Below are 13,308 nucleotides of genomic sequence, written 5' to 3'. Positions count from 1 at the left end.
TGTGCGGTGCGGCCCCGCCTCGGACCACGCCGGTCGGCGAGTCGCCCTCCGAAGGGACCTTCCGAGCCGATCGGCTAGCCGACCAGCAGACGCTCGCGCGCGGCCGCGTACTCGGCGGCGAGCTGGTCGACCACCTGCGCGGTGGGCCGGATCTCGGCGACGCCGCCGACCCCGTGACCCGCGCCCCAGATGTCGCGCCACGCCTTCGCGCCGACGACCTCTCCGTCGCCGAAGTCCATCGTCGCGGCTTCGGTGGCGGCGAGCGCCTCGGGATCGATGCCGGCGGCGACGATGCTCGGCCGCAGGTAGTTGCCGTGCACGCCGGTGAAGCGGTCGGTGTAGACGATGTCGGCGGCCGAGGAGTCGACGATCATCTGCTTGTACTCCGTCGCCGCGTTGGCCTCGTCGGTGGCGATGAACATCGAACCGATGTAGGCGAAGTCGGCGCCCGCGGCCTGTGCGGCGAGCACCGACCGGCCGTGGGCGATCGAGCCCGACAGCGCCAGCGGCCCGTCGAACCAGGAACGGATCTCCTGGACCAAGGCGAACGGCGACTGGGTGCCCGCGTGCCCGCCCGCGCCCGCGGCGACCGCGATGAGCCCGTCGGCGCCCTTGTCGATCGCCTTGCACGCGAACGCGTTGTGGATCACATCGTGCAGCACCACACCGCCGTAGGCGTGGATGCGCTCGTTCACATCGGTCCGCGCGCCCAGCGAGGTGATCACCACCGGAACCCGGAACTCCTCGACGACCCGCAGGTCCTCTTCCAGTCGCTCGTTGCTCTTGTGCACGATCAGGTTCACCGCGTACGGCGCGCTCGGCGACTCCGGGTGCGCGGCGTCGTGGGCGGCCAGCGCCTCGGTGATCCGGGTCAGCCAGACCCGCAGTTCCGATTGCGGGCGGGCGTTGAGGGACGGGAACGAGCCGATCACCCCGGCCGAACACTGCGCGATCACCAGATCGGGAGTGGACACGATGAACATCGGCGAGGCGATCACCGGCAGGCGGAGTCGGTCGCGCAGGACGCTGGGCAGGTTCATGGAACATCCTCGGAAGCGGTCGAAACGGTCGGACCGAGCATAAGCGGCACGGTCGTATCAGATCTCGGCGCGATACCCGGCCTGCTCCCCCGCCGACTAGGGTGATCGTCGTCGGGGGTGGTCCGCGGCGAGGAGGAGGAAATCGTGGAAGCGAAGAAGGCTGCGGGAGCCGCGTTGCACGGATTCAACACCGGGCTGGGCTTCCTGCTCGACACCCCGCTCGTCGGCCCGCTGCTGAGCAAGGGACTGGCGACCATCACCTACGTCGGTCGCCGCTCCGGGAAGACCTTCAGCACCCCCGTCGGTTACCGCCGTGTCGGCGACGACATCGTCATCGGCGTCGCCATGCCGGACAAGAAGAACTGGTGGCGCAACTTCCTCGACGACGGCGCGCCGATCACGGTGCGCATCAACGGCATCGACCGGCGTGGCCACGCAGTGACCACTCGCGATGACCGCGGCGGGGTGTCGGTGCGAGTGCGCTTCAGCGCCCAGGGCTGACCGGACGCGGGCTCCGGCCGGGTTTCGACCGTCGCGCGCCGGGAACTCCGCCTCCGACCTGCGGCGTTGCGTCACCGCCGGAGCACGGCGATTCTCCGGCTCCGGCGCGCGGCCCGCCCCGGCACGGACAGGAGGCGACGGCATGGCGACCGACGGCAGAGCAACCGATCGCGCCGGCGACGACGGCCCCACGCCCCGGCACCGCCGCCCCGAAGGCGTGGACGACCTCACCGTCGAAGCCGCGGGCAAGCTCTCCGAAGCCCTCGAGGCGACCGAGCGGGCCCGCGGGCATCTGTACTCGTTCCACCAGTTGACCGGCGGTGCGGACTTCCTGCTCGACGAAGCCACCGATCTCTTCCGCCGAGCCGGGCACCCCGAGATCGCCGAGCGCATCGCGACCGAACTGATCGGCCGCAACGTCCTGCCCGGCCGCTGGACGTTCCAGATCGTCGAGGATTACGACGAGGGCTACTACGCCCTGTTCCGCGACACCGAACGGCAGGTCCGCGACGAACTGCTCGACGGCCGCACCCATCTGTACGAGGCCGAACTCAAGGAAGCGCGCCGGACCCGCGGCCGTCCCGGGCACGAGGCGACGCCCGCGGAGTGAACGATTCCACCTCGGCAACACAGCTAACATCCAGCAGCGCACCGGCGTAGCGTGGCGTACAGGGCAGTTTCCTTCGGCCACGACCACGACTTCCTTCGGCTACGACCACGACCACGGAGGACCCCATGACTTCTGCGGCGCATCAGGAACACACCGAACACACCCACGTCCACGGCGAAGGATGCGGGCATGTCGCGGTCCCGCACGGCGACCACACCGACTACGCCCACGACGGCCACATCCACCGTGCCCACGACGGCCACTTCGACGAGTGCCAGCCGCCGCAGGGGCACCATCCGCACGAGGGCCACGACCACGTCCACGGCGAGGGCTGCGGCCACGTCGCGGTGCCGCACGGCGACCACGTCGACTACATCCACGACGGCTGCAGGCACGCGGCCCACGAGGGGCACTACGACGAGCACTGACGCCGATAGCGGATCACGGGGACGCCGTCGTCGATGATCACCGACGCGTGCACCCCGTAGACGCGGTGCACGAGTTCCTCGGTCAGCGTCTCGGCAGGTGTGCCGTGCGCGGCAACCCGCCCGCGTTCGAGGACGAGGACCCGGTCGCAGAACATGGCGGCCAGGTTCAGGTCGTGCAGGGCGATGACACCGGTCACCGGCAACCGGGTGACGAGATCGAGAACGTCGAGCTGATGGGCGATGTCCAGGTGGTTGGTCGGCTCGTCGAGGAGTAGTTCGCCGGGTTGCTGGGCGAGGGCGCGGGCGATCTGGGCGCGTTGGCGTTCGCCGCCGGAGAGGGTGCGCCAGCGGCGCTCGGCATGGGCGGTCAGGCCGGTGGCGGTCAGCGCGTGCGCGATGGCCGTCTCCTCGTCGTCGTCACGGCCGAATACGTCGCGGTGCGGGACACGGCCGAGGCGGACCACCTCGCGGACGGTGATGTCGACTTCGGTGTGCGCGTGCTGGCCGACCACGGCCACCCGGCGGGCGAGCGGGCGTCTGCCCAGGCGGCGGATGTCGGTTCCGTCGAGGGTCACGGTTCCACTGTCGGGGCGGTCGATGCCCGCCAGCAGCCGCAGCAGCGAGGACTTGCCCGAGCCGTTGGGGCCGAGCAGGCCGAAGGTCTCGCCGGTCTCGGGGCGCACGGTGACGCCGTCCACGACCAGCGCGCCGCCGCGCGTCCACGAGAGATGTTCAGCGGCCACACTCATCGGCTGCTCCTCGTCCGCGAAGGGTGCTCGACGGCCGTGGTCAGCCGGGCACTCGACGTCGACGACCGGTACCCGGTGGCCACGGTCGTGGCGACGCTCACCGTGCAGCGGGGCGTCATCATCCCTCGTCCCTGGTACGGAACAACAACAGGGCGAAGGCGGGCACGCCGATGAGGGCGGTGAGCACGCCGACCGGCACCTCCTGCGGCGCGAAGACAGTGCGCGCCAGCGCGTCCACCCACACCAGGAACACCGCGCCGGTCACCGCGCTGACCGGAAGCAGCCGGGAATGGCGGACTCCGACCAGGAATCGGGCCGCGTGCGGCAGCACGAGGCCCACGAATCCGATCGCCCCGGCCACGCTCACCAGGACCGCGGTGATCGCCGCGGTCACCACGAGCAGCAGCAGCCGCACCCGGCCGACCGAGATCCCCAGCGTCGCCGCCGACGACGAGCCGAAGATGAAGGCGTCGAGGCTCGCCGCCTGCCAGAGACAGATCGCCGAGCCGGTCAGGCAGACGGCCGCGGCCAGGGCGACATCGGCCCAGTCCGCCCCTGCCAGCGAGCCGAGCAGCCAGAACAGCACGCCGCGGGTGCGTTCGGCGTCGGCCGAGGACAGCACGATGAACGAAGTGAGCGAGGAGAACAACTGGGTCGCCGCGACGCCCGCCAGCACGATGCGGGCATTGCCGCCGCCCGCGCCCGCCGCCAAGGCCAGCACGAGCGCGAACGACAGCAGCGCGCCGATCAGCGCGCCGCTCGACAGCGACACCAGTCCCCCGCCGACGCCGAGCACCGCGACGACGACCGCGCCGGTGGAGGCGCCCGAGGAGATGCCGAGCACGAACGGGTCGGCCAGCGGATTGCGCAGCAGCGACTGCATGATCACGCCGCAGACCGCCAGACCCGCCCCGCACACCGCGGCGAGCAGGGTCCGCGGCAGCCGCAACTGCCAGACGATGCCCTCCCGGATCGGCGAGAGTTCCGCAGCACGCAGGCCGAGCTTGTCGAACAGCACCGCGTACACATCCCGGACCGACAGATCGGCGGGACCGATGGTGACGGTGACGGCGATCGAGATGCTCAGCGCGGCAAGACCGGCGGCGACCAGCGCCGCGGTGAGCGCACCGCCCGCGAACCTGCTCGCCGTGACCGTTCGCGCCGGTTCCCGTTCGCTCGTCGAGAGATCAGGCGCCATAACCCCACTGCTCGAGCGCGGCGGCGACCTTCTCGACGCCGTCGACGGTCCGGATCGAGGGATTCAGGTCCGCGCCGTTGACGACGATGTAGCGCTTGTCACGCACTGCGCTCAACCGGGAGGTCACCGGATTCGTCTCCAGGAACTCGATTTTCGACTCCAGCGCGTCACCGGTGAGCTTGCGCCTGCTGAGATCGGCCAGCACCAGCGCGGTGGGATCGCGATCGAGCACGACCTCCCAGCTCACCTGGGGCCATTCGTTGGTGGTGTCGTCGAAGACGTTCTTCGCGCCGACCCCGGCGGTGATGATCCCCGACGAACCACAGCAACCGGCCACATAGGGCGTGGAGGTGTCGGCGAACCAGAACGCCAGTGCGGCGCCCGAGGCATCGATGCGATCGACGGCGCTGTCGTGGCGGGCGCGCAGTTCGGCGATCAACTGCTCACCGCGCTCACGGACGTCGAAAATGGTCGCCAGGTCGGCGATCTCGCTGTAGATCGACTCCATCGTCAGCGGTGCGGTGCGGTTGCCGTCGGAATTGACGCTGTTGTCGTCCTTGCCGTCGCAGTCGGTCGGCGAGAGATAGGTCGGCACGTTCAGGCTCGCGAACTGGTCGCGGTCGGCCACGCCACCGGGGCCGAGGGTGCCGCCGAAGGACGCCGAGACGAAATCCGGTTCGGTGCCGAGCACCACCTCGAAGGAAGGCTGGTTGTCGGCGAGCCTGGGCACGCGGGTGTTGGCCTCGGCAAGGTTCTCGCGCACCGGGTCGGTCCAGGTGGCGGTGCCGACCATCCGGTCGGCCAGGCCGAGGGACAGCAGGATCTCGGCCGAACCCTGGTTCAGCGCGACCGCACGCCGCGGGGGCGCTTGCACGGTGACCTCGACGCCGCAGTTGATCAGGGTCAGCGGAAAGCCGCTGCCCGCGCCGGCGGAGAGGTCGGAGGTGCCCGCGTCGCCGCCGGAGCAACCGGCCAGGACGAGAGCTAGCGCGGCGGTGAGAACCGCCACGGGACGGGAGCGCATCGAGCGTCGACTCCTTGTGTCGGGGCCTGTTCGCGAGGCCGGAATCAGCGCGACGTGGTGAGCGATCGGACTTCGCCCCGTGGGGCGTCACCGTTGCGCGCCAGTCCCGGATTCACACCGGGTTCCCTCACCGCGTCGCCGGTTGACACAGCAACCGCACGAGCAGCGTAACCGAATACCCGCCAGGCGATCACACCGCCTGGACGTACCAGTCCAGTGGTCCGGCATCGTCGGTGACGATGCTGCGCAGGAATTTGAACCTCGCCCGGCGCGCCACCGCCACCGACGACGAATTGCCCGGATCGGTCCGCAGCACCACTTCCTCGGCGAGACCGGTGGCGGCCAGGTATCGGCAGCCGAGGATCACCGCGCGGGTCGCCAGACCGCGCCCGCGCCAGGGCTGATCGACGGCGTAACTGAACTCCGCCTGATCGTCACGCAGGTACGGCGCGTCGGCGCGCACCCCCAGGGTGCCCACGACCTGGTCCTCGGCGAGCAGCACGATCTCGTAGATATCCAGCTGATCCGACTCCGGCGAGCCCACCGTCACAGGAGGCGCGGCCGACTCCGGCCCGAGCAGGTGCGCCCGGCCGGGAGCGGCCGGACGCAGGGCGATGATGCCGTCCGAGAGGTGCACCCCTTCATGATCAGCAATGCGGTCGCCCGATCAACTCGCCGACACGCCGATTCAGCCGATCGTATTGGCGGTGCACCCGGAAACGGACACCTGTGCCGGACGCGGTTGCGCACTGCCGAGATCCGGGAACGGGGGTGCGCTCTCCCCCAGCGAGGCGATCGCCGCCTGCTCGGCCTCGGCGCGCGAAGCCCCTGCGGCCCAACCGAATCGGCCGTCCGCGCCCCGCGCGATCGCACCGCAGGAGTCGACGATGTGCAGGACAAGATCACAGTCGTAGACGCCGCATTCGCGGATCGCGTGAGCATCGGCGACGACGCGGCTGGAATGGCCCACCGCGGCTACCGTCCTGCCGGTGCTCGGTGACAGGGCCAGCGTCCCGTAGGACGGCGCGGCTGCCGCCGACGAACCGGCGCCCACCATGCCGGTCACGGCGCCGGCGGACACGACCGCCACGAGTGCGGTCTTCTGCAGCAAAGACAACGAGATCTCCCCGTCTGTAGGAAAACAAACGGGGAGATCTTCGCCGAGAACATCCGAATTGTCCAGAACCGCGCAGAGTTCCACGCGCGGACTACGGAACCGGTCAGACAGTGAAGCCCAGGGCGCGCAACTGCTCGCGGCCGTCGTCGGTGATCTTGTCCGGACCCCACGGCGGAATCCAGACCCAGTTGATCTCCAGGTCCTCGACCAGGCCGCTGCGCACCAGGGCGTTGCGGGACTGATCCTCGATGACGTCGGTCAGCGGGCAGGCGGCCGATGTCAGCGTCATATCCAGCTTGGCGATGTCGTTCTCGACGCGCAGTCCGTAGACCAGGCCGAGATCGACGACATTGATGCCGAGCTCGGGGTCGACGACGTCGCGCATCGCCTCCTCGAGGTCTTCGAGCAACTGGGCTTCCTCGGCCGACAGTTCGGCCTGCGCGCCGGTGTCTGCCGTGGCAGCGGCCTGCTCGGCCGCCGGTGTCTCGCTCATGGGCGTTCCCCGTTTCCGCTCGGGAGGTCGGTCGTGTTTTCTTCAGAAGATGCGGGGGCGGCCGGAGAGGCGGGACTCTCGGAGGCGATCCGGATCACCGCGTCCTTGAACGCGAGCCAGCCCAGCAGCGCGCATTTCACGCGCGCGGGGTATTTGGAGACCCCCGCCAGCGCGATGCCGTCGCCGAGCAGCTCCTCGTCGCCCTCGATGGTGCCGCGGCTGGAGATCATCTCGTTGAACGCGTCCACGGTCTTCAGCGCCTGCTGCACCGGCAGGCCGATGACCTGGTCGGTGAGGATCGAGGTCGCGGCTTGGCTGATCGAGCAGCCCTGACCGTCGTAGGACACGTCGGCGACATCGCCGTCGACCAGGTGCACCCGCAGGGTCACCTCGTCACCGCAGGTCGGGTTGACGTGGTGCACCTCCGCGCCGAACGGCTCACGCAGGCCGCGGTGATGCGGGTGTTTGTAGTGGTCCAGGATGACTTCCTGGTACATCTGCTCCATACGCATGGATCTATGCCGCTCCGCTCACGCCGAAGAACTTCTGCGCCTTGCGCACCGCCGCCACCAGCAGGTCGATCTCGTCGAGGGTGTTGTAGACCGCGAAGGAGGCGCGCGCGGTGGCGGGCACGCCCATCCTGCGCATCAGCGGCCAGGCGCAGTGATGGCCGACGCGGATCGCGACGCCCTCGTCGTCGAGGATCTGGCCGACGTCGTGGGCGTGGATGCCGTCCACCACGAACGACACCGCGCCGCCGCGCTCGATGTTCTCGGTGGGACCGACGATCCGCACCCCCTCCACGGCGCCGAGTCCTTCCAGCGCCGCGCCGGTGAGCGCGTGCTCGTGCGCGGCGACCGCGTCCATGCCGATGGCCTCGAGATAGCGCACGGCCGCGCCGAGTCCGACCACCTGGGAGGTCATCGGCACGCCTGCCTCGAACCGCTGCGGCGGCGGGGCGTAGGTGCTGTACTCCATGGTGACGGTCTCGATCATCGAGCCGCCGGTGATGAACGGCGGGGTCTGCTCGAGCAGCGCGCGACGACCGTAGAGCACGCCGACGCCGGACGGACCGAGCATCTTGTGGCCCGAGAAAGCCGCGAAATCGACATCGAGCGCGCGGAAGTCGACCGGCATGTGGGGCACCGACTGGCAGGCGTCGAGCACGGTCAACGCGCCGACGGCCTTCGCCCGGCGTACCAGTTCCTCGACCGGGCTCACCGCGCCGGTCACATTGGACTGATGGGTGAACGCGACGACCTTGGTGGCGGGGGTCAGTTCCAGCGAGGCGAGGTCGATGCGCCCGTCGTCGGTGACGCCGTACCACTTCAACGTCGCGCCGGTCCGGCGCGCGAGCTCCTGCCACGGCACGAGATTGGCATGATGCTCGAGCTCGGTGATCACGATCTCGTCGCCGGGGCCGAGGTGGTAAGGGAACCGATCGTCGGCGAAGGAGTAGGTCACCAGGTTCAGCGACTCGGTCGCGTTCTTGGTGAACACGACCTCCCCCGCGTCGACGCCGACGAACCGGGCGATGTCGGCGCGCGCGCCCTCGTAGGCGTCGGTCGCCTCCTCGGCCAGCTGGTGCGCACCGCGGTGCACCGCGGAATTACGTTCGGTCAGGAACTCGCGTTCGGCATCGAGCACGCTCAGCGGCCGCTGCGAGGTCGCGCCGGAGTCCAGGTACACCAACGGCTTCCCGTCCCGGACCGTGCGGCTCAGGATCGGGAAATCGGCCCGGATGCGGGCCAAGTCGAGAGTGTGGCTGCCCGTGACAGGCGCAGCGGTCATGTCAGGCTCCCGCGGTCGCGGTCTGGGTGAAGCGGACGTAGCCGTTGGCGTCGAGTTCCTCGGCCAGCTCCGCGCCGCCCTCGGCGACGATGCGACCGCCGACGAAGACGTGCACGAACTCCGGCTGGATGTAGCGCAGGATGCGGGTGTAGTGCGTGATCAGCAGCACGCCGCCGTTCTCCCGCTCCTTGTAGCGGTTCACGCCCTCGGACACGATGCGCAGCGCGTCGACGTCGAGACCGGAGTCGGTCTCGTCGAGGATGGCGATCTTCGGCGCGAGCAGACCCAGCTGCAGGATCTCGTGGCGCTTCTTCTCACCACCGGAGAAGCCCTCGTTGACGCTGCGATCGGCGAAGGCGGGGTCGATCTCCAGCTCACTCATCGACTCCTTCACCTCCTTGACCCAGTGCCGCAGCTTCGGGGCCTCGCCGCGCACGGCGGTGACGGCGGTGCGCAGGAAATTCGACATCGAGACGCCGGGCACCTCGACCGGGTACTGCATGGCCAGGAACAGGCCCGCGCGCGCCCGCTCGTCCACCGACATCGCCAGGACGTCCTCACCGTCGAGGGTGATCGAACCGGAGGTCACGGTGTACTTGGGGTGGCCGGCGATGGCGTAGGACAGCGTCGACTTGCCCGAGCCGTTGGGGCCCATGATGGCGTGCGTCTCGCCGGAACGGATGGTGAGATTCACGCCGTTGAGGATCTTGATCGGCTCGCCGGACTCGTCGGGGTTGGCGACCTCGGCGTGCAGATCCTTGATTTCCAGGGTGGTCATGGAGTTCCTTTGCGGGAAGAGAAGTTTCGTGGGTGTCAGACGCCGATCGCGGCGAGCTCGGCCTCGATGGCCGCCTCGAGCCGCTCCCTGACCTCGGGCACCGTGATCTTCTGGATGATCTCGTGGAAGAAGCCGCGCACCACCAGGCGGCGAGCCGCCTCTTCGGAGATGCCGCGGGCGCGCAGGTAGAACAGCTGCTCGTCGTCGAACCGGCCGGTCGCCGAGGCGTGTCCGGCGCCGATGATCTCGCCGGTCTCGATCTCGAGGTTGGGCACCGAGTCGGCGCGGGCGCCGTCGGTGAGCACCAGGTTGCGGTTCAGCTCGAAGGTGTCGGTGCCCTCGGCGGCCGCGCGGATCAGCACATCGCCGACCCAGACGGTGCGGGCATCGCCCTTCGGCGAGTCCGGATCACCCTGCAGCGCACCTTTGTACAGCACGTTGGACTTGCAGTGCGGCACCGAGTGGTCGACGAGCAGGCGCTGTTCGAAGTGCTGGCCCGCGTCGGCGAAGTACAGGCCGATCAGTTCGGCGTCGCCGCCGGGGCCGGCGTACTTCACGGTGCCGGTCAGGCGCACCAGGTCGCCGCCCAGGGTGACCGCGGCGTGACGCAGGGTGGCGTCACGGCCCAGTCGCGCGTGATGGGCGGTGGCGTGCACCGCGTCGTCGGCCCAGTCCTGGATCGCGACGACGTGGAGCCGGGCGCTGTCGCCGAGTACGAATTCCACGTTCTCCGCGTAGGTTCCGCTGCCGCGGTAGTCGACGACCACGGTGGCGACGGCGAAGTCGCCGAGCCGGATCTGCAGGTGGCCGTATGCTGTCCTGCCCTCACCCGGGCCGGTGACGGTGACGGTGACCGGCTGACCCAGTTCGATCTCCTTGCCGACCGACACGATGGTCGCCGACTCGAAACCGGAGTACGCCTGTGCCGCCACGCGATCGGCGGGCACGCCTGCCGCGCCGAGGCGCTCGTCGGCGCGGTCGACGGTCTCGGTGGTCACGCCGTCGGCGGGAGTCACCTCGACGGTGATCTGCCCGTCGCGCACGGCGGTGCCGTCGTGGAGGCCGCGCAGGCGACGGATCGGGGTGAACCGCCACGCCTCGTCACGCCCCGAGGGCACCTCGAAGGCATCGACGTCGAACGAGGTGAACACCTCGCCCTTGTTGATCGCGGGAGTACGAGCCTCGGCCGCCACGGCAACGTTCTCGGCAGCCATCAGCCGACCGCTCCTTCCATCTGCAGTTCGATCAGGCGGTTGAGCTCGAGCGCGTACTCCATCGGGAGTTCCTTGGCGATCGGCTCGACGAACCCGCGCACCACCATCGCCATCGCCTCGTCCTCGGTGAGGCCGCGGCTCATCAGGTAGAACAACTGATCGTCGGACACCTTGGAGACGGTGGCCTCGTGGCCCATCGTCACGTCGTCCTCGCGGATGTCTACGTAGGGGTAGGTGTCGGAACGGCTGATGGTGTCCACCAGCAGCGCGTCGCACTTCACCGTCGACCTGGAGCCGTAGGCGCCCTTGTTGACCTGGACCAGGCCGCGGTAGGAGGCCCGGCCGCCACCGCGCGCCACCGACTTCGACACGATGGTCGAGGAGGTGTGCGGCGCCAGGTGCAGCATCTTCGCGCCGGTGTCCTGGTGCTGGCCCTCGCCGGCGAAGGCGATCGAGAGCACCTCGCCCTTGGCGTGCTCACCGGTCATCCACACGGCCGGGTACTTCATGGTGACCTTGGAGCCGATATTGCCGTCGATCCATTCCATGGTCGCGCCCGCCTCGGCCTTGGCCCGCTTGGTGACCAGGTTGTAGACGTTGTTCGACCAGTTCTGGATCGTGGTGTAGCGGCAGCGCCCGCCCTTCTTCACGATGATCTCCACGACCGCCGAATGCAGCGAGTCGGACTTGTAGATCGGCGCGGTACAACCCTCGACGTAGTGCACATAGGCGTCCTCGTCGACGATGATCAGGGTGCGCTCGAACTGGCCCATGTTCTCGGTGTTGATCCGGAAGTAGGCCTGCAACGGGATGTCGACGTGCACGCCCGGCGGCACGTAGATGAACGAGCCGCCCGACCACACCGAGGTGTTCAGCGCGGAGAACTTGTTGTCGCCCGCCGGGATGACGGTGCCGAAGTACTGCCGGAAGATCTCCGGGTGCTCCTTGAGCGCGGTGTCGGTGTCGAGGAAGATCACGCCCTGCTGCTCGAGGTCCTCGCGGATCTGGTGGTAGACGACCTCGGACTCGTACTGCGCGGCCACACCGGAGACCAGACGCTGCTTCTCCGCCTCGGGGATGCCCAGCTTGTCGTAGGTGTTCTTGATGTCCTCGGGCAGCTCTTCCCAGGACGTGGCCTGCTTCTCGGTCGAGCGCACGAAGTACTTGATGTTGTCGAAGTCGATGCCGTCGAGGTTGGAGCCCCAGTTCGGCATGGGCTTGCGATCGAAGATGCGCAGCGCCTTGAGCCGCTGCTCGAGCATCCATTCCGGTTCGCTCTTCTTCGCCGAGATGTCGCGCACGACAGCCTCGGACAGGCCGCGAGTCGCACTCGCGCCGGCCACGTCGGAATCCGACCAGCCATAGCCGTAATTGCCCAGCGAGGCGATGGTCTCTTCCTGGGTCATGGGCTCGGCGGAGATGGTCCCGGCCTCGGTGGCGACGGAATTACTGCCTGCCGCTGCGGTCGTCGTCATTCGGCACTCCTTCCGGAGTCGATCGGTGCTGCCGCCGCGGGCTGTGCGGCGGTTGAGGGTGCAACTTGCTTCGGTGGTGCGGATGTCGTGGCCGCCACCGGAAGCAGCGGTACGTGGGTGGTGCAGGCGCAGTCGCCGTTGGCGATCGTCGCCAGCCGCTGTACGTGGGTACCGAGGACTTCGCGCAGGATCTCCAGCTCGGCATCGCACAGTTGCGGGAACTCCTCGGCCACATGCGCGACCGGGCAGTGATGCTGGCAGATCTGCACGCCCGCGCCCACCTTGCGGGTGGTGGCGGCGAAACCGGAGCCGGTGAAGGCCTCGGCGAGTTCCTCTGCTTTCGCCTCGGTCCGCTCCGGGGTGTGCTCGTCCACCGGGGCGATGCCCGCCACGATCGTGCGGGCCCGTTTGCGCGCGAAATCGGTGATGGCCTGCTCGCCGCCGATCTCGCCGAGCTGGCGGATCGCCGCGCCGGCGAGGTCGTCGTAGGCGTGACCGAGCTGACCGCGTCCCGCGGCGGTCAGCTGGTATTGCTTGGCCGGGCGGCCCCGCCGTCCCTTGTGCTGCCACGGCGCGGACGTCCCCGCCCTGGCCTGGCCGGACTCGATGAGCGCGTCCAAGTGCCTGCGCACGCCTGCGGGCGCGAGGCCGAGCCGGTTGCCGATGGCGGTCGCGGTGATCGGCCCCTCCTCCAGCAGAAGCTGGACGATGGCGGCGCGGGTGTGCCCCTCAGGCGCAGGCGGGGAAGTCACAGGCGCAGCTGAGGACACCACAGGCGCAGCCGACAACTCGGCGCCGGTCGTCGCGCGACCGGCTCCGGCGTCGTCATTCCGCAAACCCACGGTTTTCACAACATCAGTGTGGCGGAATTCCTTCCCGAAATCTAATAA

Annotated in this window: 16 protein-coding genes and 1 riboswitch; of the genes, 3 read left to right on the top strand and 13 right to left on the bottom strand. The window is 69.1% G+C overall.

Annotated features, from left to right (window positions below):
• Positions 1-74 precede the first annotated feature (74 nt).
• The gene (locus NS3_RS05940; RefSeq protein ID WP_067854857.1) at positions 75-1,040 is read right to left on the bottom strand and encodes an NAD(P)H-dependent flavin oxidoreductase; all 966 of its coding nucleotides are present in this window, start codon (positions 1,038-1,040) and stop codon (positions 75-77) included.
• Between the two features lie 144 nt (positions 1,041-1,184).
• On the opposite strand from NS3_RS05940, the gene NS3_RS05935 reads away from it, so the two are divergent.
• From NS3_RS05935 to NS3_RS05925, 3 genes are all read left to right on the top strand, one after another.
• Positions 1,185-1,541, top strand: a complete 357-nt coding sequence (locus NS3_RS05935; protein ID WP_067855357.1) for a nitroreductase/quinone reductase family protein — start codon at positions 1,185-1,187, stop codon at positions 1,539-1,541.
• Positions 1,542-1,683: 142 nt separating this feature from the next.
• The gene (locus NS3_RS05930) at positions 1,684-2,151 is read left to right on the top strand and encodes a hypothetical protein (protein WP_067854855.1); all 468 of its coding nucleotides are present in this window, start codon (positions 1,684-1,686) and stop codon (positions 2,149-2,151) included.
• Between the two features lie 125 nt (positions 2,152-2,276).
• On the top strand, positions 2,277-2,579 hold the full coding sequence (locus NS3_RS05925) for a hypothetical protein (RefSeq protein WP_067854853.1): 303 nt from the start codon (positions 2,277-2,279) through the stop codon (positions 2,577-2,579).
• Here the strand turns inward: NS3_RS05925 and NS3_RS05920 are convergent.
• The 12 genes from NS3_RS05920 to NS3_RS05865 all read right to left on the bottom strand — a co-directional run bounded on the left by NS3_RS05920 (position 2,564) and on the right by NS3_RS05865 (position 13,260).
• Positions 2,564-3,328 carry an ABC transporter ATP-binding protein gene (locus NS3_RS05920; RefSeq protein WP_067854851.1) on the bottom strand — a complete coding sequence of 255 codons (765 nt, stop codon included), beginning with the start codon at positions 3,326-3,328 and terminating at the stop codon, positions 2,564-2,566. The genes NS3_RS05925 and NS3_RS05920 overlap by 16 nt on opposite strands.
• A 118-nt stretch (positions 3,329-3,446) precedes the next feature.
• Positions 3,447-4,526, bottom strand: a complete 1,080-nt coding sequence (locus NS3_RS05915; RefSeq protein ID WP_084495085.1) for a FecCD family ABC transporter permease — start codon at positions 4,524-4,526, stop codon at positions 3,447-3,449.
• Complete coding sequence (locus NS3_RS05910; protein ID WP_067854849.1) at positions 4,516-5,550, bottom strand: ABC transporter substrate-binding protein; 1,035 nt, start codon at positions 5,548-5,550, stop codon at positions 4,516-4,518. Before NS3_RS05910 ends, NS3_RS05915 begins: the two co-directional genes overlap by 11 nt.
• Positions 5,551-5,567: 17 nt before the next feature.
• A riboswitch (adenosylcobalamin (AdoCbl) riboswitch) is annotated at positions 5,568-5,703 on the bottom strand.
• A gap of 37 nt (positions 5,704-5,740) precedes the next feature.
• Positions 5,741-6,187: a GNAT family N-acetyltransferase gene (locus NS3_RS05905; protein WP_067854838.1), complete on the bottom strand. Its 447-nt coding sequence runs from the start codon at positions 6,185-6,187 to the stop codon at positions 5,741-5,743.
• 51 nt (positions 6,188-6,238) lie between these two features.
• Positions 6,239-6,667 (bottom strand): DUF4189 domain-containing protein, encoded by a 429-nt coding sequence (locus NS3_RS05900; protein WP_067855351.1) that lies wholly within the window; start codon positions 6,665-6,667, stop codon positions 6,239-6,241.
• A gap of 103 nt (positions 6,668-6,770) precedes the next feature.
• Positions 6,771-7,160 carry a metal-sulfur cluster assembly factor gene (locus NS3_RS05895; protein ID WP_067854835.1) on the bottom strand — a complete coding sequence of 130 codons (390 nt, stop codon included), beginning with the start codon at positions 7,158-7,160 and terminating at the stop codon, positions 6,771-6,773.
• A complete protein-coding gene (gene sufU, locus NS3_RS05890) occupies positions 7,157-7,672 on the bottom strand; it encodes a Fe-S cluster assembly sulfur transfer protein SufU (RefSeq protein ID WP_067854832.1) in 516 nt (171 codons plus the stop codon). The genes NS3_RS05895 and sufU overlap by 4 nt, the downstream gene beginning before the upstream one ends.
• Before the next feature lie 4 nt (positions 7,673-7,676).
• Positions 7,677-8,951 (bottom strand): cysteine desulfurase, encoded by a 1,275-nt coding sequence (locus NS3_RS05885; protein ID WP_067854830.1) that lies wholly within the window; start codon positions 8,949-8,951, stop codon positions 7,677-7,679.
• A gap of 1 nt (position 8,952) precedes the next feature.
• Entirely contained in the window at positions 8,953-9,729 is a 777-nt protein-coding gene (sufC, locus tag NS3_RS05880) for a Fe-S cluster assembly ATPase SufC (RefSeq protein ID WP_067854828.1), read from the bottom strand.
• Between the two features lie 35 nt (positions 9,730-9,764).
• Positions 9,765-10,943, bottom strand: a complete 1,179-nt coding sequence (gene sufD / locus NS3_RS05875; protein ID WP_067854826.1) for a Fe-S cluster assembly protein SufD — start codon at positions 10,941-10,943, stop codon at positions 9,765-9,767.
• A complete protein-coding gene (sufB, locus tag NS3_RS05870) occupies positions 10,943-12,418 on the bottom strand; it encodes a Fe-S cluster assembly protein SufB (RefSeq protein WP_067854824.1) in 1,476 nt (491 codons plus the stop codon). Before sufB ends, sufD begins: the two co-directional genes overlap by 1 nt.
• Positions 12,415-13,260, bottom strand: coding sequence for a helix-turn-helix transcriptional regulator (locus NS3_RS05865; RefSeq protein ID WP_084495117.1), 846 nt, complete (start codon positions 13,258-13,260; stop codon positions 12,415-12,417). The genes sufB and NS3_RS05865 overlap by 4 nt, the downstream gene beginning before the upstream one ends.
• Positions 13,261-13,308 lie beyond the last annotated feature (48 nt).

The sequence above is a fragment of the Nocardia shimofusensis NBRC 100134 genome, from assembly GCF_001613125.1.
GTDB classification, from domain to species: Bacteria; Actinomycetota; Actinomycetes; order Mycobacteriales; family Mycobacteriaceae; genus Nocardia; species Nocardia shimofusensis.
The sequence above is the reverse complement of the archived record's forward strand: the minus strand, read 5'-3'. Positions and strand labels throughout refer to the sequence as shown.

What these genes read in the sequence shown, in the direction of transcription:
- NS3_RS05885 (WP_067854830.1), bottom strand. Translation starts at nt 8,951, where the DNA reads ATGACCGCTGCGCCTGTCACGGGCAGCCACACTCTCGACTTGGCCCGC.
- NS3_RS05910 (WP_067854849.1), bottom strand. Translation starts at nt 5,550, where the DNA reads ATGCGCTCCCGTCCCGTGGCGGTTCTCACCGCCGCGCTAGCTCTCGTC.
- NS3_RS05920 (WP_067854851.1), bottom strand. Translation starts at nt 3,328, where the DNA reads ATGAGTGTGGCCGCTGAACATCTCTCGTGGACGCGCGGCGGCGCGCTG.
- sufU (WP_067854832.1), bottom strand. Translation starts at nt 7,672, where the DNA reads ATGCGTATGGAGCAGATGTACCAGGAAGTCATCCTGGACCACTACAAA.
- NS3_RS05925 (WP_067854853.1), top strand. Translation starts at nt 2,277, where the DNA reads ATGACTTCTGCGGCGCATCAGGAACACACCGAACACACCCACGTCCAC.
- sufC (WP_067854828.1), bottom strand. Translation starts at nt 9,729, where the DNA reads ATGACCACCCTGGAAATCAAGGATCTGCACGCCGAGGTCGCCAACCCC.
- sufB (WP_067854824.1), bottom strand. Translation starts at nt 12,418, where the DNA reads ATGACGACGACCGCAGCGGCAGGCAGTAATTCCGTCGCCACCGAGGCC.
- sufD (WP_067854826.1), bottom strand. Translation starts at nt 10,943, where the DNA reads ATGGCTGCCGAGAACGTTGCCGTGGCGGCCGAGGCTCGTACTCCCGCG.
- NS3_RS05895 (WP_067854835.1), bottom strand. Translation starts at nt 7,160, where the DNA reads ATGAGCGAGACACCGGCGGCCGAGCAGGCCGCTGCCACGGCAGACACC.
- NS3_RS05915 (WP_084495085.1), bottom strand. Translation starts at nt 4,526, where the DNA reads ATGGCGCCTGATCTCTCGACGAGCGAACGGGAACCGGCGCGAACGGTC.
- NS3_RS05940 (WP_067854857.1), bottom strand. Translation starts at nt 1,040, where the DNA reads ATGAACCTGCCCAGCGTCCTGCGCGACCGACTCCGCCTGCCGGTGATC.
- NS3_RS05930 (WP_067854855.1), top strand. Translation starts at nt 1,684, where the DNA reads ATGGCGACCGACGGCAGAGCAACCGATCGCGCCGGCGACGACGGCCCC.